Source organism: Rhodoplanes sp. SY1, from assembly GCF_046000175.1.
Taxonomy (GTDB): domain Bacteria; phylum Pseudomonadota; class Alphaproteobacteria; order Rhizobiales; family Xanthobacteraceae; genus Rhodoplanes.
Map to the genome: position 1 here is coordinate 27704 of NZ_JBEOMB010000039.1, position 18157 is coordinate 45860.

Annotated in this window: 20 protein-coding genes and 1 other RNA gene; 7 read left to right on the forward strand and 14 right to left on the reverse strand. The window is 69.3% G+C overall.

Translation table 11 applies throughout. The features are described 5' to 3' along the window. The first annotated feature begins 171 nt into the window (after positions 1 to 171). Positions 172 to 798 (forward strand): glutathione S-transferase family protein, encoded by a 627-nt coding sequence (locus ABTU92_RS11535; protein WP_408090683.1) that lies wholly within the window; start codon positions 172 to 174, stop codon positions 796 to 798. Positions 799 to 1019: 221 nt separating this feature from the next. Continuing rightward, positions 1020 to 1880: a tetratricopeptide repeat protein gene (locus ABTU92_RS11540; protein WP_408090685.1), complete on the forward strand. Its 861-nt coding sequence runs from the start codon at positions 1020 to 1022 to the stop codon at positions 1878 to 1880. 399 nt (positions 1881 to 2279) lie between these two features. Here ABTU92_RS11540 and ABTU92_RS11545 read toward each other — a convergent pair whose 3' ends face one another. From ABTU92_RS11545 to ABTU92_RS11595, 11 genes are all read right to left on the reverse strand, one after another. Further along, positions 2280 to 3245 (reverse strand): type II secretion system F family protein, encoded by a 966-nt coding sequence (locus ABTU92_RS11545; RefSeq protein ID WP_408090687.1) that lies wholly within the window; start codon positions 3243 to 3245, stop codon positions 2280 to 2282. A 7-nt stretch (positions 3246 to 3252) separates the two neighbouring features. Then, positions 3253 to 4230 carry a type II secretion system F family protein gene (locus tag ABTU92_RS11550; protein ID WP_408090689.1) on the reverse strand — a complete coding sequence of 326 codons (978 nt, stop codon included), beginning with the start codon at positions 4228 to 4230 and terminating at the stop codon, positions 3253 to 3255. A gap of 102 nt (positions 4231 to 4332) precedes the next feature. Next, on the reverse strand, positions 4333 to 5859 hold the full coding sequence (locus tag ABTU92_RS11555; protein WP_408090691.1) for an ATPase, T2SS/T4P/T4SS family: 1527 nt from the start codon (positions 5857 to 5859) through the stop codon (positions 4333 to 4335). A 22-nt stretch (positions 5860 to 5881) separates the two neighbouring features. After that, on the reverse strand, positions 5882 to 7153 hold the full coding sequence (locus ABTU92_RS11560) for a CpaE family protein (RefSeq protein ID WP_408090693.1): 1272 nt from the start codon (positions 7151 to 7153) through the stop codon (positions 5882 to 5884). Then, a complete protein-coding gene (locus ABTU92_RS11565) occupies positions 7150 to 7935 on the reverse strand; it encodes a CpaD family pilus assembly protein (protein ID WP_408090695.1) in 786 nt (261 codons plus the stop codon). The genes ABTU92_RS11560 and ABTU92_RS11565 overlap by 4 nt, the downstream gene beginning before the upstream one ends. A 19-nt stretch (positions 7936 to 7954) precedes the next feature. Beyond that, positions 7955 to 9409 carry a type II and III secretion system protein family protein gene (locus tag ABTU92_RS11570; RefSeq protein WP_408090723.1) on the reverse strand — a complete coding sequence of 485 codons (1455 nt, stop codon included), beginning with the start codon at positions 9407 to 9409 and terminating at the stop codon, positions 7955 to 7957. A 44-nt stretch (positions 9410 to 9453) separates the two neighbouring features. Further along, a complete protein-coding gene (gene cpaB / locus ABTU92_RS11575) occupies positions 9454 to 10254 on the reverse strand; it encodes a Flp pilus assembly protein CpaB (RefSeq protein WP_408090697.1) in 801 nt (266 codons plus the stop codon). Between the two features lie 266 nt (positions 10255 to 10520). Then, a complete protein-coding gene (locus ABTU92_RS11580; protein ID WP_408090699.1) occupies positions 10521 to 11024 on the reverse strand; it encodes a prepilin peptidase in 504 nt (167 codons plus the stop codon). A 4-nt stretch (positions 11025 to 11028) separates the two neighbouring features. Then, positions 11029 to 11205 (reverse strand): Flp family type IVb pilin, encoded by a 177-nt coding sequence (locus ABTU92_RS11585; protein ID WP_408090701.1) that lies wholly within the window; start codon positions 11203 to 11205, stop codon positions 11029 to 11031. Positions 11206 to 11379: 174 nt separating this feature from the next. Then, positions 11380 to 11544 carry a Flp family type IVb pilin gene (locus ABTU92_RS11590; RefSeq protein ID WP_408090703.1) on the reverse strand — a complete coding sequence of 55 codons (165 nt, stop codon included), beginning with the start codon at positions 11542 to 11544 and terminating at the stop codon, positions 11380 to 11382. A gap of 575 nt (positions 11545 to 12119) precedes the next feature. Then, entirely contained in the window at positions 12120 to 12284 is a 165-nt protein-coding gene (locus ABTU92_RS11595) for a Flp family type IVb pilin (protein WP_408090705.1), read from the reverse strand. Between the two features lie 333 nt (positions 12285 to 12617). Between ABTU92_RS11595 and ABTU92_RS11600 the strand changes: the two genes are divergently transcribed. From ABTU92_RS11600 to ABTU92_RS11610, 3 genes are all read left to right on the forward strand, one after another. Further along, the gene (locus ABTU92_RS11600; RefSeq protein ID WP_408090707.1) at positions 12618 to 13109 is read left to right on the forward strand and encodes a pilus assembly protein N-terminal domain-containing protein; all 492 of its coding nucleotides are present in this window, start codon (positions 12618 to 12620) and stop codon (positions 13107 to 13109) included. A 187-nt stretch (positions 13110 to 13296) separates the two neighbouring features. Beyond that, a complete protein-coding gene (locus ABTU92_RS11605) occupies positions 13297 to 13845 on the forward strand; it encodes a TadE/TadG family type IV pilus assembly protein (RefSeq protein WP_408090709.1) in 549 nt (182 codons plus the stop codon). A gap of 7 nt (positions 13846 to 13852) precedes the next feature. Continuing rightward, the gene (locus ABTU92_RS11610) at positions 13853 to 14452 is read left to right on the forward strand and encodes a TadE/TadG family type IV pilus assembly protein (protein ID WP_408090711.1); all 600 of its coding nucleotides are present in this window, start codon (positions 13853 to 13855) and stop codon (positions 14450 to 14452) included. A 200-nt stretch (positions 14453 to 14652) separates the two neighbouring features. Here ABTU92_RS11610 and ABTU92_RS11615 read toward each other — a convergent pair whose 3' ends face one another. From ABTU92_RS11615 to ABTU92_RS11625, 3 genes are read right to left on the reverse strand one after another with little or no spacing between them, the layout of a single operon-like run. Beyond that, the gene (locus ABTU92_RS11615) at positions 14653 to 15123 is read right to left on the reverse strand and encodes an Lrp/AsnC family transcriptional regulator (RefSeq protein WP_408090713.1); all 471 of its coding nucleotides are present in this window, start codon (positions 15121 to 15123) and stop codon (positions 14653 to 14655) included. A gap of 54 nt (positions 15124 to 15177) precedes the next feature. Further along, complete coding sequence (gene nudC / locus ABTU92_RS11620) at positions 15178 to 16146, reverse strand: NAD(+) diphosphatase (RefSeq protein WP_408090715.1); 969 nt, start codon at positions 16144 to 16146, stop codon at positions 15178 to 15180. A gap of 7 nt (positions 16147 to 16153) precedes the next feature. Further along, positions 16154 to 16597: an HIT family protein gene (locus tag ABTU92_RS11625; protein ID WP_408090717.1), complete on the reverse strand. Its 444-nt coding sequence runs from the start codon at positions 16595 to 16597 to the stop codon at positions 16154 to 16156. 124 nt (positions 16598 to 16721) lie between these two features. On the opposite strand from ABTU92_RS11625, the gene ffs reads away from it, so the two are divergent. Further along, an RNA gene (gene ffs / locus ABTU92_RS11630) (signal recognition particle sRNA small type) lies at positions 16722 to 16820 on the forward strand. Positions 16821 to 16863: 43 nt separating this feature from the next. After that, a partial coding sequence (locus ABTU92_RS11635) for a DNA polymerase III subunit gamma/tau (RefSeq protein ID WP_408090719.1) occupies positions 16864 to 18157 on the forward strand: 1294 nt, incomplete at its 3' end.

Below are 18157 nucleotides of genomic sequence, written 5' to 3' on the forward strand. Positions count from 1 at the left end.
GTCGCGGAACCATGCTGCTACCACGCGGCCGGGCCGCTTTGAAGCCGCCCCGACACCGCCCGCCCGCCGGCCTCCGGCCGGTGCACGGCCGGCCCGCGTGGACGCCAGCGCGGCCATGGACTATTCGATCTCGGCAGGCGCGCCGCAGAGCGCGCGTCACGAGGACTCCGCATGGCCATCGACTTCTACGCCTTCAACACCCCCAACGGCCGCAAGATCAGCGTCGCGCTGGAGGAGATGGAGCTTCCCTACACGGTGAAGACCATCGACATCACCAAGGACCAGCAGTTCGACCCGGCGTTCCTGGCGATCTCGCCGAACAACAAGATCCCGGCGATCGTCGATCCCGACGGCCCCGGCGGCACGCCGATCAGCGTCTTCGAGTCGGGCGCGATCCTGCTCTACCTGGCCGAGAAGACCGGCCGGTTCCTGCCAGCGGATCTGCGCGCCCGCGTGCCGGTGCTCGAATGGCTGATGTTCCAGATGGGTGGTTTCGGCCCGATGCCGGGCCAGGTGCACCACTTCCTCACGGTCGAGAACGAGCAGGACCGCCGCTACGGGCTGGCGCGCTTCTCCAAGGAGACGGAGCGGCTCTACGGCGTGATGGATCGCCGCCTCGCCGACCATGCGTTCTTCGCCGGCGAAATCTCGATCGCGGACTTCGCCATCGTCGGCTGGGCGTGGCGGCACGAGCGCCACAAGGTCGATCTCGCCCGGTTCCCCAACGTGAAGCGCTGGTACGAGACCATGATGGCGCGGCCCGGCGTCGCCAAGGGCTTCTCGGTGGCGCTGAGCTGAGCTGAGCCGGCGCGGCCCGAAGCCGCGACGTGCCGGTGCGTGCGTGACGGCGGCGTGTCGGCGGCGTGAGGGTGACGGTGGCGTGGCGGCGACGCGACACCGCGCCGCCATGCCCTCGCCATCTCGCCACGACGGGAAAACTTTAACCGCGCGTTAGGGTTAACGGTCTATTGCTGATCTCGTGCCGGAGCCGTGAGGCCGGCACGAGTGAGGTGTCCGCCGTGTCCCGACCCGTTCGTCTCCCCCGTCCATCCCGCCTTCTCGTCTCGGTCGCGAGCCTCGGGCTCGTCGCCCTTTCGGCGGCCGGCTGCTCCACCACGGGCACCACGCTCGCCGAGGTACTGAGCGCATCCGGCAAGGGCGACCGCACCGGCACCGTGACGGCCGCGGCGCCGGCGTCGCAGGCCCGCAGCGAGGCCGAGTGGCGACGCGAGGCCGAGCTCTACGGAACCCGCTACCGTGCCGACCCCTCCAATGCCGCCAACGCCATCGCCTATGCGCGTGCGCTGACCGCGACCGAGCAGCGCGCCCAGGCCGCCTCGGTGCTGGAGCAGGCGTCGCTGCGCAATCCCAAGAACCAGGCCCTGCTCGGCGCCTTCGGCCGTGCGCTCGCCGACACCGGACGCTACGAGCAGGCGCTCGACGTCCTCGGCCGCGCCCACAGCCCGGACCGCCCCGACTGGCGCATCCTCTCGGCGCAAGGCACGGTGCTGGATCAGCTCGGCCGCCACAAGCAGGCGCAGGCCTACTACACGAGCGCGCTCAAGATCGCGCCGAACGAGCCCTCGGTCCTGTCCAATCTCGGCCTGTCCTACGCGCTCGACAAGAACCTCGCCGACGCGGAGGCGACGCTGCGGCGCGCCGCCGAGACTCCCGGCGCCGATCCGCGGGTGCGCCAGAACCTCGCCCTCGTGGTCGGCCTGCAGGGCCGCTTCGCCGATGCGGAGCAGATCGCCAAGGCCGACCTGCCGCCGTCGGAGGCCGCCGCCAACGTGACCTATCTGCGCGAGATGCTGGCCGACAAGGGCGACTGGAAGCGCCTGGGCCGCCAGCCCCAGATCGCCGCCCGCGGCAAGTCGTGACGGCCCGCGGCGTCGTTCTGCTGGAGCAGCATCGGTCGTGATGATCGGGCTCGATGTCCGCTCGTCCCCGCGAAGGCGCTTCGGAATGCACACATCGCGTTCCACGCATGAGAACGTCATGTGCGGCTCGACCCGCGCATCCATCACCTTCGCCTGAAAGCACTCTCTCGCAGAGAGATGGGTCGCCGGGTCGAGCCCGGCGACGACAGCGGAGGGGCTGCCGGCGTGCTTGCCCCCTCACTGAAACCGCTTTCGCGGGAATGAGCGGAGCATGGGTCGACTTCAGCGGCAACCGCTGACCTGGCCCCATTCATCGGCCCGACCCGCCACCCAATGTCGCCATCGGAACCGCCGCGTCGCCCTCTCCCCGCCGGGGAGAGGTGAAACGACGGCCGCCCGTCACTTGATCGACATCACCTGGATCGCGGCGGGACCGAGAATCACGACGAACAGCACCGGCAGGAAGAACACGATCATCGGGACGGTGAGCTTCGGCGGCAGCGCGGCGGCCTTCTTCTCGGCTTCGGCCATGCGCATGTCGCGGTTCTCCTGCGCCATCACGCGCAGCGCGTGGCCCATCGGCGTGCCGTAGCGTTCCGACTGCTGCAGCGCCAGGCAGACCGACTTGACGCCGTCGAGCGCGGTGCGCTTGGCGAGATTCTCGTAGGCCTGCTTGCGGTCGGGCAGGTAGGACAGCTCGGCGGTCGTCAGCGTGAACTCCTCGGCGAGCGGGACCGACTGGGCGCCGACCTCCTGGCTGACCTTGCGCAACGCCGCCTCGATCGACATGCCGGACTCGACGCAGATCAGCAGGAGATCGAGCGCGTCGGGAAACGCCCGCCGGATCGAGAGCTGACGCTTCTGGATCTTGTTCTTCAGGATCAGGGTCGGGAGCTGGATGCCGAAATAGGTGGCCGCGATGCACATGCCGAGCTTGATCGTCGTCGGCTGGTCGAGATCGAGGACGAAGAAGACATAGAGGATCGACAGCGCCAGCATGACGATCGGCGCGACGGCGCGGAAGAACAGGAATCCCACATAGGGCGCCGAGCCGCGATAGCCGGCCTGGGTCAAGAGCGAGCGCGCCTCCTCCTTGCCGAGCCACTTGGTGAGATTGAACTGCTCGACCACCCGCTGCATGTACTGCTTCGGGCTCGCCCGCAGCTTGGCGCGATCGCCGCGGGCGATCCGCTCGCGCTCGCGCTGGCGGATCTTCTCGCGCTCGATCGCCACCGCGTTCATGCGCTTCGAGAGCGTGTCGCCGGCGAGCAGCGGCATCGCGAGAGTGAGGACCGTGGCCCCGGCCGCGATCGCGGCCAAGATCATCATCATCAGGCGGGAGTCGTGGAGAATGTCGGTGAGCATGGCCGCCTCAGAAGTCGAAGCTGATCATCTTCTTCATCACCAGCACGCCGGTCGCCATCCAGCATGCCGAGACGGCGAGCAGCACGTGCCCGGTCGGATGCGTCCACAGGAGCGAGATGTAGTTCGGGCTGGTGATGTAGACGGTGAGCATCACGACCGGCGGCAGCGCGCCGATGATCGACGCCGAGGCCTTTGCCTCCATCGACATCGCCTGGATCTTCTCCTTCATCTTCTTGCGATCGCGCAGCACCCGCGAGAGGTTGCCCAGCGCCTCCGACAGATTGCCGCCGGCCTGCTGCTGGATCCCGATCACGATGCCGAAGAAGTTCGCCTCGGGCAGCGGGATGCGCTCGTAGAGCCGGCCGCACGCCTCGCCGAGCGGCATGCCGATGGTCTGCGTCTCGATGATGGCGCGGAACTCGCTGCGGATCGGCTCCTCGGAATCGGCGACGATCACCTTCATCGAATCGAACAGCGGCAGGCCGGCCTTGATGCCGCGCACGATCACGTCGACGGCGTCCGGGAAATGCTGGAGGAACTTCGCCTCGCGCCGCTTGCGAAGATAGGACAGGAACCAGTTCGGCACGCCGGCGCCGGCCGCGAAGCCGAGCCCGACCGCCGGCACGAGCTGACCGCTGGCCAGCACGACGACGACGAACACCGACACACCGAGGACGACCGACAGGACGATGAACTTGCGCTTCGACCAGTCGAGGCCAGCGCGGGTGATCCGCACGGCGAGCGACGGCCGGCGCGCCTTCTTGCCGCGCTCCTCGATCTCCTTGAGCGTGTCCTCGAGCTGGTCGCGCCGGGCCCGTTGCGGCGTGCGCGTGGGCGCCTTGCGGACCGGTCCGGGGCGCGCCACGCTGCCCAGGCGCTCCTCGGCGGCCTTCTCGCCGGAGAGGAGCGGGAACAGGAACACCCAGGCGATCCCGCCGACCGACATGGTCACCAGGAACGTGAGCGCGATCGTCTGCAGGGCCATGATCGTACTCCGCGTGCCACCCCCCTCCCCTGCCGGAGACGCCGGGACGGCCCGTTACACAACGCGACACACGCGAGCCGGCGCGACGCGCCGGTCGAACTCTCACAAGGCGGCCGCGGCCTCCGCCGCGTCGAGCGCCGCGGCGAGCCGGACGTCCTCGCCGAAATAGCGCGCCCGCTCCCAGAACCGCGGACGCCCGATGCCGGTCGAGCGATGGCGCCCGATCAGCCGGCCGTTGGCGTCCTCGCCCATCAGATCGAAAACGAACAGATCCTGGGTGATGATCACGTCGCCTTCGAGCCCCATCACCTCGGTGATGTGGGTGATCCGGCGCGAGCCGTCGCGCAGGCGCGCCGCCTGGATGACGACGTCGACCGAGGCGCACACCATCTCGCGGATGGTGCGCGACGGCAGCGAGAAGCCGCCCATCGTGATCATCGATTCGAGACGCGACAGCGCCTCGCGGGGATTGTTGGCGTGCAGCGTGCCCATCGAGCCGTCGTGGCCCGTGTTCATCGCCTGCAGGAGGTCGAACGCCTCGGGTCCGCGCACCTCGCCGACGATGATGCGCTCGGGCCGCATGCGCAGGCAGTTGCGCACGAGGTCGCGCATCGTCACCTGGCCCTCGCCCTCGAGGTTGGGCGGTCGCGTCTCCAGCCGGACGACGTGCGGCTGCTGGAGCTGCAGCTCGGCGGCGTCCTCGCAGGTGATCACCCGCTCGTCGTCGTCGATGTAACGGGTCAGGCAGTTGAGCAGCGTCGTCTTGCCCGAGCCGGTGCCGCCCGACACGATGGCGTTGACGCGGCAGCGGCCGATGATCTTCAGGATCTCGGCGCCTTCCGGCGAGATCGTGCCGTAGCGGACGAGCTGCTCGAGCGTCAGCTTGTCCTTCTTGAACTTGCGGATGGTCAGCGCCGGCCCGTCGATCGACAGCGGCGGCACGATGACGTTGACGCGCGAGCCGTCGGGGAGGCGGGCGTCGCAGATCGGCGAGGATTCGTCGACGCGCCGGCCGACCTGGCTGACGATGCGCTGGCAGATGTTGAGGAGCTGCTGGTTGTCGCGGAACCTTATGCCGGTCCTCTGGATCTTGCCGGCGACCTCGATGTAGACGGTGCCGGCGCCGTTCACCATCACGTCGGCGATGTCGTCGCGCGCCAGCAGCGGCTCCAGCGGGCCGTAGCCGAGCACGTCGTTGCAGATGTCGTCGAGCAGCTCCTCCTGCTCGGCGATCGACATCACGATGTTCTTGATCGCGATGATCTCGTTGACGATGTCGCGGATCTCCTCGCGCGCCGATTCGGCGTCGAGGCGGGCCAGCTGGGCGAGGTCGATGGCCTCGATCAGCGCCCCGAAGATCGTGCCCTTGGTCTCGTAGTAGGACTCCGAGCGGCGCGAATCGACCGCGGTCGGCACCCGTTGCGGTGCGGCCGCCGGCTGGTCGTCGAGCGTCGGCACCCGTCCGCCGACCGTCTGGGGCGGCGGCACCATCGGGGCGGCCAGGCCCGTGGAAGGGAACGGCGCCGGGCCGTGCCCGCTGCGCTCGGGCGGCGGCGGGGCGACCGGCGCGGGCGTCATCCGCGGCGGTTCCCTCGCTTCCGTCGGCAGGCCGGACCGTCTTCCGAACACGTTCACACTCCGGAGGTCGTCTTCAGCGGGCGAACAGCTTTCCGAGCAGCGGCGGCAGGCGGCCGGCGCGGGACTTCTTCGATTCGGCGCGGCCGGTGACCAGCTGGGCGAGATGCCGGAACGACTCGGCGATGCGGTGCGAGGCGGCGACCTCGGCGATCATCTGGCCGTTGTTGGCGGCCGTGCCGAAGAGCTGCGGCTCGAACGGGATGATCGCGACGGGATCGTCCTCCAGCGCCTTGGCGAAATCCGGCGGCTTGATCTCGGGCCGCTTCGGCACGCCCACCTGGTTGAGACAGTAGAGCGGCCGCCGGTCGTTCGGCCGCGCCGCCTTCAGGAGGTCGATGATGTTCTTGGCGTTGCGCAGGCTGGCGAGATCCGGCGTCGCCACCACCAGGATGTCGTCGGCGCCGACCAGCACGCGCTTCGTCCACGACGCCCACACATGCGGCACGTCGAGCACGACGCAGGGCACGCTGGCGCGCAGCGCGTCGATCACCGGATCGAAGCTCTCGGCCGAGAAGTCGCAGAGGCGGTCCATGGTGGCCGGCGCGGCGAGCAGGCTCAGATGATCCGTGCACTTCGACAGGAGCCGGTCGACATAGGCGGTATCGACGCGCTCCGGCGAGTAGACGGCGTCGGCGATGCCCTGTGGCGGGTCCTGATTGTAGTCGAGACTCGCGGTGCCGAAGGCGAGGTCGAGATCCGAGATCACGGCGTCGAGGCCGAGATCGCGCGCCACCGCCCAGGCGACGTTATGGGCGATGGTCGAGGCGCCGACGCCGCCCTTGGCGCCGACCACCGCGACGATGCGGCCGACCGGCTTGGCGCTCGGCGCGTGGAACAGGGTCGAGACCGCGCGCACGATGTCGACCGGGTTCACGGGAGTGATCAGATACTCGCTGATGCCCCGCCGGACCAGCTCGCGATAGAGCCCGACGTCGTTGCGATGGCCGATGACGATCACCCGGGTGGCGGCGTCGCACACCTCGGCGAGCACGTCGAGCTCGGCGAGGATCTCCTCGCCGCCCGTGTCGGTCTCGAGCATGATCACGTTCGGGGTGGGCGAGCTGCGATACGCCTCGGTGGCGGCCGCCATGCCGCCCATCTGGACGCGGACATGCGCCTTGATCATCCGCCGGTCGCCGGCCGCCGACTGCACGGCCGCGGCGGTTTCCGCGGTCTCGCAGAACGCCTGCACGGAGATGCGCGGCACCGGCGCGATGTAGTCGTCGGGATCGCCGGCGACGATCGTGTCGGGGCCCGCTGCGGGTTGCTGCTGATACGTGATCATTTGCCGACGTCGCTGATCTTGCCCTGGTCTTCCTTCGGATAGGTGCCGCCCGTGGACTCGCCCTTGCGGTACTTGTCGAGCACCACGGTGCGACGCCAGGTCGGGACCGGCGTCTCGCCGCGCGGTTGGACGAGGTCGTGCGGATCCTCCACCATGGCGGCGAGGTTGCGCTGCGTCGCGCACCCGAAGTTGTGATACTGCCTGTTGTTCATGTAGCCGGGATTGGCGTAGTTCGGCCCGATGTCGTCCGGCCACAGTCCGCACGGACCCGCCTCGGCGACCATGCGCGGATAGCGCAGCCGCATGGTGGCGATCTTGTTGGGGCCGTTCGGATGGTAGGGCTGCACGTAGATGGCGTTCGGCGGCAACCCGCCGGCCTGCAGGATCGCCTGCACCTCGGGCAGCGCGTCGGCGGCGGCGCGCTCGTTCGGCGTCCCGGCCGGCAGCTCGATCACGACGCCGCCGGTCGCCTCGCGCGACCAGGTCCGGGCGAAGGAGGTCACCTGGGCGCGTTGATTGGGCGTGAGGCCGCCGCGATTGGCGCCGATGAACAGCTCCGTCGTCTGGTCGCCCTCCTGGATGGCGATCGGATGACGCAGCCGGTAGTCGTTCGGAATGCTCGCGGTGACGTCGCGGTCGCGGGAGCCGAAGCACCCGCCGAGCGCGGTCGCGAGCAGTAGCGCCGCGGCGGCGCGCAGGATCGGCGGCGCGGCGGCTTCGGCTCGCCGCGCGGGGCGGCGGCGGCTCCCCATCGGGGTGGTCGGGTCCGCTCGGGTCATCATGGTGTCCGGTCCCTGCCGCTCAGTCGAGAATGAAGCCGTACCGGCCGAAATAGGTCCGGTTCGGGTTGTTGGCGCCGGCGACCCCGTAGATGCGGTTCAGCCGCCCCATCAGCACCGAGGACGGATCGGAGATGTCGGCGTATCCGTCGTCCGGCCGCGACAGGTTCTTCGGCGCGACCGCCCGGACCGTGTACGGCGTGACCATGATCATCAGCTCGCTCTGGCGGTTCACGTAGTCGCGGCTGCGGAACAGGGTGCCGAGCACCGGGACCTGGAGCAGCCCCGGCAGGCCGTTGATCGCCTGCTTCGTCTGCTCCTGGATCATTCCGGCCATGGCGAGCATGCCGCCGGACGGGATCTCGACGACGGTCTCGGCGCGCCGCGTGCGGATCGACGGGATCGTGATGGTCGGGCCGCCGATGGTCGGCTGCATCGTCATCGAGTTCTCGTTGGAGAGATCCGACACCTCGGTCATCACCTTGAGGCTGATCCGTCCCTCGCTCAGCACGATGGGCGTGAAGGCGAGGCCGATGCCGAACTTCTTGAACTCGACGGCGACCTGACAGTTGCGGCCGGTCTGGTCGCAGGTGAGGCCGCCCGGGATCGGGAACTCGCCACCGGCCAGGAAGGTCGCGCTCTCGCCCGAGATCGCGCTCAGGTTCGGCTCGGCGAGCGTCCGGATGACGCCGGCGCGCTCCATCGCCTTGAGGGTCGCCTCGACATTGCCGAACTTGGCGGTCAGCGCGGAGGCGCTCAGGCTCTGCCCGTAGGCCGAGAACGGATTGCTGGTGGCGAAATCGAGCACCGTGTTGCCGCCGCCGATCGTGCCGTTGAGATCGATGCCGAGTTGCTTGATGACGTCGCGCTGCACCTCGGCGACCGTCACCTTCAGCATCACCTGGTCGCGGCCCTTGATGGTGATGGCGTTGACCACCTTGGTCTCGGATCCGACCAGGCGGACGGCGAGCTCGTAGGCCTGCTGGGATTCGCCCGGGCTCGAGACCGCGCCGGTCAGCATCACGCTCTCGCCGACGCCCTCGATCGAGACGTCGTAGTTCGGGAACATGCGGCGCAGGCTGGTGCGCACGCCGTTGAGGTCGCGCGTCACCGCGATGTCGTAGCCGACGATCTGGGCGCCATTCTCGTCGAAGAAGTAGATGCTGGTCTGGCCGACCTTGACGCCGATCAGATAGGCGCGGCGCGACGTGCGGATCACCGCGTTGGCGACCGCCGGGTCGGCGACCAGGACGTCCTTCACCTCGCGCGGCAGATCGATCACCACCGACTTGCCGATGCCGAGCTGGACCGGGATCGTGCCGGGCTCGGCCGGGCCGGGATCCGGCAGGACGACGGGCGCCGGCGCCGGACGCACCGGCGGCAGCCCGCGGGGATCGGCGGCCAGCGACGGCTGCACCAGGCCGAGCACGGCCCCGAGCATGCCTCCCAGCGCGGCGACCCGCATCCTCGCGCTCATGGACATCTGCGTCCCCTCCCGTCGCGGCTCGACAGCGGCGCCGCTCACTTCGCGATCGACGTCGAGGTCACGCCGAAGCGGACCATGTTGACCCGGTTGCCGGTGCGGTCGAGATCGACCACCTCGGGCTTGTCGCGGGTCGGATCGGAGTCGGCGAGGCTGCGCAGCGCCAGCGACATCGATCCCATCTGCTTGGACACCGCGAGCGTCTCGGCCTGGCGCGGCGTCAGCTCCAGCGTCGCGGTGCGGCCCACCACGACCTTCTGGCCGTTCTTGTCCTCGACCATCTGGTCGATGGCGAGCACCCGCACGTCGGTCAGGATGGTCTCGCTGACATGCGACTCGACGCCGGTCGCCCGCTCGGACTCGCGGTCGCGGCGGGTCAGCAGCACGTCGACGCGATCGTTCGGCAGGATGAAGCCGCCGGCGCCGGTCTCGGGCGAGATCTCGGTCGACACCGCCCGCATGCCGGCCGGCAGGATCGCGGCCATGTAGCCGGAGCCCTTGACGCGGATCAGCTTGCTCTCGCGCACCGGCTCGCCGGCGGCGATCGGGGTGCGGGCGACGGCGCCGACGAACTGGGCGACGGCGTCGGGGTTCTCGCTGCGCTTGAGGAAGGCCGGGCCGACCCCGCCGGCCGGCCACGGCTGCCAGCCGATGTCGGAGTCCTTGAGCGACTGGCCGATGCCGATGTCGCTCTTGGCGACCAGCACGTCGACCGTGTCGAGCTTGGCGGCGGCGGGGGGCGGCGGCGGCGGGTCGCGGTCGATGCTGCCGGCCAGGAAGGCGGCGAGGCCACCGGCGGAGACCGCTATCCCGAGGACGATCAGACGCGCGGCTTTCATACGCTTCACTTTCCACGAAGACGCGACGGCACGGGCGCCGTCCTGCCGTCATTTCAGCAGGCAATGGTCAATTCATGGTTAATGAGGGGTATCCGGGAGGTCACGCCGGGTCTCGGGCGCCCGGTCGCGACGTCGCCGCGCGACGGAACGCCTTGTGCCGCAGCGGCTCACGAAGTTTGTTAACAGATGTTTCACGATCGCGGTGCGACCGCGGGGTCGGGCGGCGATCTCCCGCTCGCCGGTGCGGGAGACTGCGGGTGTCGCGGTCACCCGATCGTCGTCATCCAGGGAGTCGAGGGATAGATCAGCAGCGCCGCGGCGGCGAGCGCGATGCCGTAGGGAATGCCGCCGTCGCGCTGGTGCAGGCGCCCGATCCAGGCGCTCTCGGCGAAGCGCTGCGGCAGCGCGTACTTGCGGAACTCGAGCAGCGCGAGCGTCAGCACGCCCCCGAGCAGCGAGGCGTAGAGCAGATACTCGTAGAGGAAGCCGAAGCCGAGCCACAGCGCCGTCGCGGCCGCGAGCTTGGCGTCGCCGCCGCCGATCCAGCCGCGCGCGAAGAAGACGAAGCCGATCACCAGCGTGAGCGCGGCGGCGCCGGCATGCATGCCGATCTCGGCGAGCGGCATGCCGGTCGCGACCGCGAGCGCGCCGAAGCCGAGCGCCAGCAGGATCGCGACCCGGTTCGAGATCGTCATCGTGAACAGGTCGCTGGATGCGGCGAACGCCATCAGGGCGGGAAACACCAGGAGTCGCGCGGCATCGAGGATCATGGCGTCAGTTCCCCGCGGTCGCGAGCTTGCTCGAGACGTCCTCGAATCGCCCCTTCATGCTCGTCCCCACCGAGTTCACGGCGACGATGATGGTGATCGAGATTCCGGCGGCGATCAGCGCATACTCGATCGAGGTGGCGGCGCGCTCGTCTCGCACGAAGCGCTTCACTGTTCCGAACATGGCCGTCGCCTCCCTCGCGTTTCGCCGGAGATTACGATGGCATGGATTAAGCACGGGTAACTCGTGACACCGTGATCGCCGTATTTCCGAGACTCGCGTCCGCTGCAGCCCTGAAACGGCGAAGACCCCGGGCGCCGACCCGAGGTCCTCGCGAACAGCCGGTCGGATCGTGTCTTACTGGCCGAGCTGGCTCGACACGTTCGAGAAGGTCGTCTTCAGCTGGGTGCCGAGCGTGTTGACGACCGTGATGATGGCGACCGAGATCCCCGCGGCGATCAAACCGTACTCGATGGCGGTGGCGCCGGACTGGTCGGCGAAGAAGCGACGGATGAGAGACATGGAAAAGCTCCTGAACGAACTGGCCGGACTGGGCGGCGACGACGCAGTATCGCGCGAACGTTTGAGCGGGATGATAAGACACATGCAGAAAATTGGTCTGTATAAGTGACTTAATTGCCGCCGATCGGATGAACCCCTCGTTCACCATGCGGAGGGCGTCGGCGCACACGAGAACGAAGGTGCCGAGCTGAAAATATAACGTCGGCGCCGGGAGGACGGCCCGGCGCCTCGCGGCGGACGACGGCGATGATGGTGGCGCGGGAGTTGGCGCTGGCGATGGCGCGGGCGGAGCAGAACCGGAGGTTTAGAGCGGCTTTCGGTCTTCATGACCGGACCCGACGTCCGCTCGTCCCCGCGAAGGCGGGGACCCAGGGGCCGCACGGCGTGTGGCTCTGGATTCCCGCCTTCGCGGGAAAGAGCGGAGTGTGGGCCAGCGTCAGCGGAAACCACTCTGGAGAAGGAGAGTAAGGAAGGCGTGAGGGAGGAGGAACGCCGGAGCGCAGGCGCCCCTGAAAAATACAGAAGGCCCCGGGCGGTGACCCGGGGCCTGCTGTCGTCCGATGATGGCCGTCGGCTTACTGGCCGAGCTGGCTCGACACGTTCGAGAACGTCGTCTTCAGCTGGGTGCCGAGCGTGTTCACGACCGTGATGATGGCGACGGAGATGCCGGCGGCGATGAGGCCGTACTCGATGGCGGTGGCGCCCGACTCGTCCTTCACGAAACGCTTCAGAATGTTCATGGTCCTGCTCCTGCTTCCACGCATGCTGTCTGATCTGGCCCGCGGTCCCGTTGTGTCCCGGCCGATCCGAGCCATGGGCGAGACGCTACCGCGCCGCCCTTGCATGTCGGTTAATTCGGCCGCAGAAACCGGCCTTCCGCGCGATCCTTCGGCCCGTGGTTAACAGCGCCTTTAGGGAGTCGCGAAAATTCGCCGGAAATGCCGATGAAATCGACTCTTCTTGAGTCACGGGGGATTCGGCACATTGGGATTTCGTTCACCACTTCCGCGGCAAGGTCGAAAGGCCCGCCGCGCCGCCCCGCGGCGCCGGCTCGGCAGCGTTGGAGTGGACCGATGAAGCGTTGTACGCGGCGGCTCGGGGCCGCACTGGCCGGGCTCGCCTTCTGCCTGATCGCCGGCGCGGCGGCCGCCCAGCCGACCGCCCCCGCCGACCCGCTGGTGGTCGTGCTCGATCGCGCGAGGCTCGTCCGGATTCCTGATAACGTCGCCACGGTCGTGGTCGGAAACCCGCTGATCGCCGATGTCTCCGTGCAGTCCGGCGGAATCCTGGTGATCACCGGCAAGGGCTACGGGATCACCAACCTGATCGCGCTCGACCGCGCCGGGAAGGTGTTGATGAGCGAAGCCGTGCAGGTGCAGGGACCGCCCGACGCCGTGGTCGTCTATCGCGGCATCCAACGCGAATCCTACAGCTGCACGCCGGAATGCGACCGCCGCATCACGCTCGGCGATACGCCGGAGTTCTTCAACGAGACGATCACGCAGACCGGCGTGCGCAACCAGCGCGCCCAGTCCGGAACCGCGCCGGGCGGTACGCCCCGCTGATCCTTCGGCGACGGGACGGGCCCGATCGAGGTCCGAACCCCGCCTCGTGGTGAACGAACTCCTAACACCGGGGGCGGGCGCGTCGACGTCCGCTGCAAGGGTTTCACAAGAGGCTTTTGCCTAAAATAGCTCGTTCGCGAGAGGTGCGCCCATGCTCGGACGACGCGGGGTGGTTTTCGGTTCGGCCATGGCCCGATGGACGGTCGCGACCGCGATGCGGCTCGTGCCGGCGCGGCTGCGCGTCTTCGGCCGCCGCGAGGACGGCGCCGCCGCCGTCGAGTTCGGCATCGTGCTGTTTCCCTTCGTCGCGATCCTGCTGATGACGATGGAGACGGCGCTGGTCTTCTTCGCCCAGCAGAACCTGGAGACGGTCGCGGCGGATTCGTCCCGCCTGATCATGACCGGGCAAGCGAAGAATTTCAGCGAAGCGGACTTCAAGAAGGCCGTGTGCGACCGCGTCGTGGCGCTGTTCGACTGCGCCGACACGACCAAGATGTTCGTCGACGTGCAGACGGCCGAGACCTTCTCGGCGATCAGCACCGCGGTCCAGACCGATTCCAGCGGCAACCCGCAGACCACCTTCAATCCGGGCGCCACGGGGAAGATCTCGGTCGTTCGCCTGATCTACAAGTGGCCGATCTTGTCGCCGCTCACCCAGCCCTACCTCGCCGACGCGAAGTCCGGGACGAGCCGCCTCCTGGTGGCGACGTCCGCCTTCCGCAACGAGCCGTTCTGAGGCCGCCATGTCGCACGCCGTCTCGCTCCGTTCCGTGGCCCGCCTCCGGGCGACCATCGCCCGCCGGTGCCGGTCCTTCGCCGAAGACCAGAACGGCGTCTCTGCCGTGGAGTTCGCGCTGCTGCTGCCCGTGATGCTGACCCTCTATCTGGGCAGCGTCGAGGTGACGTCGGCGGTCAGCATCGATCGCAAGGTGACGCTGGTGTCCCGCACCGTCGCCGATCTGGTCGCCCGGACCAAGACGGTGACCAACGCCGACCTCACCGACGTGCTCAACGCGTCCAAGGCGGTCGCCGCACCCTACCCCAGCGCGCCCCTGAAGGTGCGGGTGTCGAGCGTGACGATCGACACCGCCAAGAAGGCCAAGGTCACCTGGAGCTCGCATCTGAACTGGGAGGCGCGCGCCCCCGGCGAGGACGTCACGTCGCAGATCCCCCAGGCGCTGCGCGATCCCTGCGCCACCGCGGCGTCGCCCTGCACGGTGGTCTGGGGCGAGGCCACCTACACCTACACCCCGATGGTCGGCCACGTCATCACGGGCGAACTGACGCTCTCGGACCGGATCTTCATGAAGCCGCGGCTCGGCAACGAGGTGACGAAGAGCTGAGCGGAACCCTTCCACCAAGGGAGGACTCTGCGGTATTCGTCATTCCGGGGCGCGCCGAAGGCGCGAACCCGGAATCCAGCGGCGAACTCGACATTCTCGGCTGGATTCCGGGTTCGACGCTGCGCGCCGCCCCGGAATGACCGAGACCGAGCATGCAAGCCCTCGGCCGGCGAGAGGTGAACGAAGGAGGCCGTCCACCCTCACCGTCGCGGCGCGACCTCGCCGATCGGCAGCACCGTGGTCGACTTGATCCGCTCCATGGCGAAGCGCGACGTGACGTTCTTGAGCGGCACCGTGGCGATGAGCTGCTTGTAGAAGCGGTCGTAGGCGTGCATGTCGGCGACGACGACGCGGAGCATGTAGTCGACGTCGCCGGCCATCCGGTAGAACTCCATCACCTGCGGCATCGCGCCGACCGTCTGGGCGAAGCGGTCGAGCCACTCCTGCGAGTGGTCGGCCGTCTCGACCGAGACGAACACCGTGACGCCGAGCCCGACCTTGTCGGGGTCGACGATGGCGACGCGCCGGGCGATGACGCCGGCCGCCTCCAGCTTCTGGATGCGCTTCCAGCACGGCGTCGAGGAGAGGCCGACCCGGTTGCCGACCTCCTGCACGGAGAGCGAGGCGTCCTCTTGCAGCAGCGCGAGGATCTTTCGGTCGATGGCGTCCATGCGGGCGGTGTCCCTGCGGCGCCGGGCAGCTGCCGCGGCTCGGCGAGGCGCGGCTCAGGCGGACGCGGGCCGGCCGAGGCCGCCCGTGGCGTCCTCGACCCAGCTCCGCATGATGAAATGGGCGATGGCGATCGGCGGCGGCGCGGTCAGCCCGTCGGGATGGCGCCGCTCCAGCATCGCGACGACCTCGTCGCGCGCGAACCAGCGCAGATCCTCGAGCTCGGTGCGGTCGATCACGAGATCGGTGTCGAGCGCCTCGGCGTAGCAGCCGATCATCAGCGACATCGGGAACGGCCACGGCTGCGAGGCGACGTAGTGCACCCGCCCGCAGCGGATGCCGGCCTCCTCCAGGGTCTCGCGCCGCACCGCCTCCTCGATGTTCTCGCCCGGCTCGACGAAGCCGGCGAGGCACGACCACATGCCGGGCGCGAAGCGCGCCTGGCGGCCGAGCAGGCAACGCTCGCCGTCCACGGCCAACATGATCACCACCGGGTCGGTGCGGGGGAAGTGCTCGGCCCCGCAGGACGGGCAGTTGCGCCGCCAGCCGGCCTGGTCGGGTGCCGAGGCGTGGCCGCAGGCCGAGCAGAAGCGGTGCCGGGCGTGCCACAGCAGCAGCGCCTTGGCCTCGGCGAGCGGCGGCAGGTGCTCGGCCGCCACCAGCCCCTGCACGGCGATCGAGCGCAGGTCGGTCACCAGGAGGTCGGGACGCTCCGCCAGCACCGGGCCGAGGGCGGGGTCGAGCCCGACGCCGAAGCGGCCGACGCCGCGATCGTGGCCGAGCCACACGGTCTCGCGCACGCTGCCGAGCGTCGCCGCCTCGGCGAGCGTGAACAGCGGGTCGGCGAGCGGGTCGCCGCGCCGCATCACCACCATCTCGCCGGCCGTCACATAGGTGCGGGCGGCCGGATCGGCCGTGTAGGCGGCGAGGCGCTCCGGGTGATGGCGGACGGCGGGATCGCGGTCGAGAAGGCTGCCGGTGTAGCCGAGTCGGGGCCGGTCGTCGGGATCTGGGGGGGTCAGCATGGCGGCACTAAAAGCGGGGGGCCTCGTCGGACGCAAGCCAAATCCGCTTCCGCAAGGCGCGGATGAACGCCTCGACCTCGCGCGGGTCGTGCGCCACCGGGGCGACCGCCCCCCACACCGGCCGAGGCCAGGCGGCGTCGCTGGTCCGGCGGGCGATGACATGGACATGGAGCTGCGGCACCACGTTGCCGAGCGCCGCGATGTTGAGCTTGTCGCATTCCGTGACCGCCTTGAGGGCGCGGCCGACGCGGGCGATCTCGGTCATCAGCTGGGCCTGCTCGACCTCGTCGAGATCGATGATCTCGGCGACCCCGGCGCGGCGCGGCACCAGCAGGAGCCAGGGGTAGTTGGCGTCCTGGATGACCAGCACCCGGCTCAGCGGCAAGTCGCCGATATTGATCGTGTCCTTGGCGAGCTGCGGGTGCAGCGTCCAGGCGGTGCTTTCGGGCATGGTGACGGGACTCGGCAGGGCTCGCACGGCGGGAATCGGTCGCTCGGAACCCTACCACGCGGGGCGTCGAATCGCCTTCAATCGGAGGCTTGCAATCGGCCGCGGTCCCCGCGATATAGGGGGCGGGAGGTTGGCGGTGGACGAGCCACTCGCCAACCGGGTCAGGTCCGGAAGGAAGCAGCCCTAACGAGCCCCGGTTCGGGTCGCGTGTCAGCCTCCCACTGAATTTCCTTCGAGATTGCGGTTCTGCGAGGCCCGGCCGAGCGATGGACGACGCCGAGACACCCGGGCTTGCGCCGACCGCCGGGCCGGCCGATCCGGCGACGCCCGCCCTGTTCCCCGCCCCGTCCGACACCCAGACCGCCGCTGCGAGCCAGCCCGTCGCGAGCGCGCCCGCCGCGGCCGAGCCGGCCGGCGCCTACCGGGTGCTGGCGCGAAAATACCGCCCCTCCACGTTCGAGGACCTGATCGGCCAGGACGCGATGGTGCGCACCATCTCGAACGCGTTCGAGACCGGCCGCATCCCCCAGGCCTGGATCCTCACCGGGGTGCGCGGGGTCGGCAAGACGACCACGGCCCGCATCCTCGCCCGCGCCCTGAACTACGCGCTGCCGGACGGCTCGATCACCGGGCCGACCATCCACATGCCGGTGCTCGGCGTGCATTGCGCCGCCATCATGGAGAGCCGGCATTTCGACGTGATCGAGATGGACGCGGCCTCGCACAACGGCGTCGACGACATCCGCCAGATCAACGACGCGATCCGCTACGCGCCGGTGTCGGCCCGCTACAAGGTCTACATCCTCGACGAGGTCCACATGCTGTCGACGCCGGCGTTCAACGCCGTGCTGAAGACGCTCGAGGAGCCCCCCCCGCACGCGAAATTCGTGTTCGCGACGACCGAGATCCGAAAAGTCCCGATCACGGTGCTGTCGCGCTGCCAGCGCTTCGACCTGCGCCGGCTCGACGCCGAGCTTCTCGGCACCCATCTCGGCAACATCGCCGCCAAGGAGGGCGTCACGGTCGCGCCGGAGGCGCTCGCCCTGATCGCCCGGGCGGCCGAAGGCTCGGTGCGCGATTCGCTCTCGCTGCTCGACCAGGCGATCGCCCACGCGAACGGCGGCGCCGGCGGCATCGTCGAGGCGGCTGGCGTGCGGGCGATGCTCGGGCTCGCCGACCGCAGCCGCGTCATCGACCTGTTCGAGACGCTGATGAAGGGCGACATCGCCGCCGCGCTCGGCGAGCTGCGCGACCAGTACGACAGCGGCGCCGACCCGGTGACGGTGCTGGAGGACCTGGCCGAGCTCACCCATTTCGTCACCCGCGTGAAGGTGGTGCCGTCGGTCGCCGACGACCGGGCGCTGTCGGAGGCGGAGCGCACCCGTGGCCGGGCGCTCGCCACCGCGCTGTCCATGCGGGTGCTGTCGCGCACCTGGCAGATGCTGCTGAAGGGACTCGCCGAGGTCGAGGCGGCGCCGAAGCCGATCGCCGCCGCCGAGATGGTCTTGGTGCGGATCGCCTACGCGGCCGATCTGCCGACGCCGGACGAGGTGATCCGCT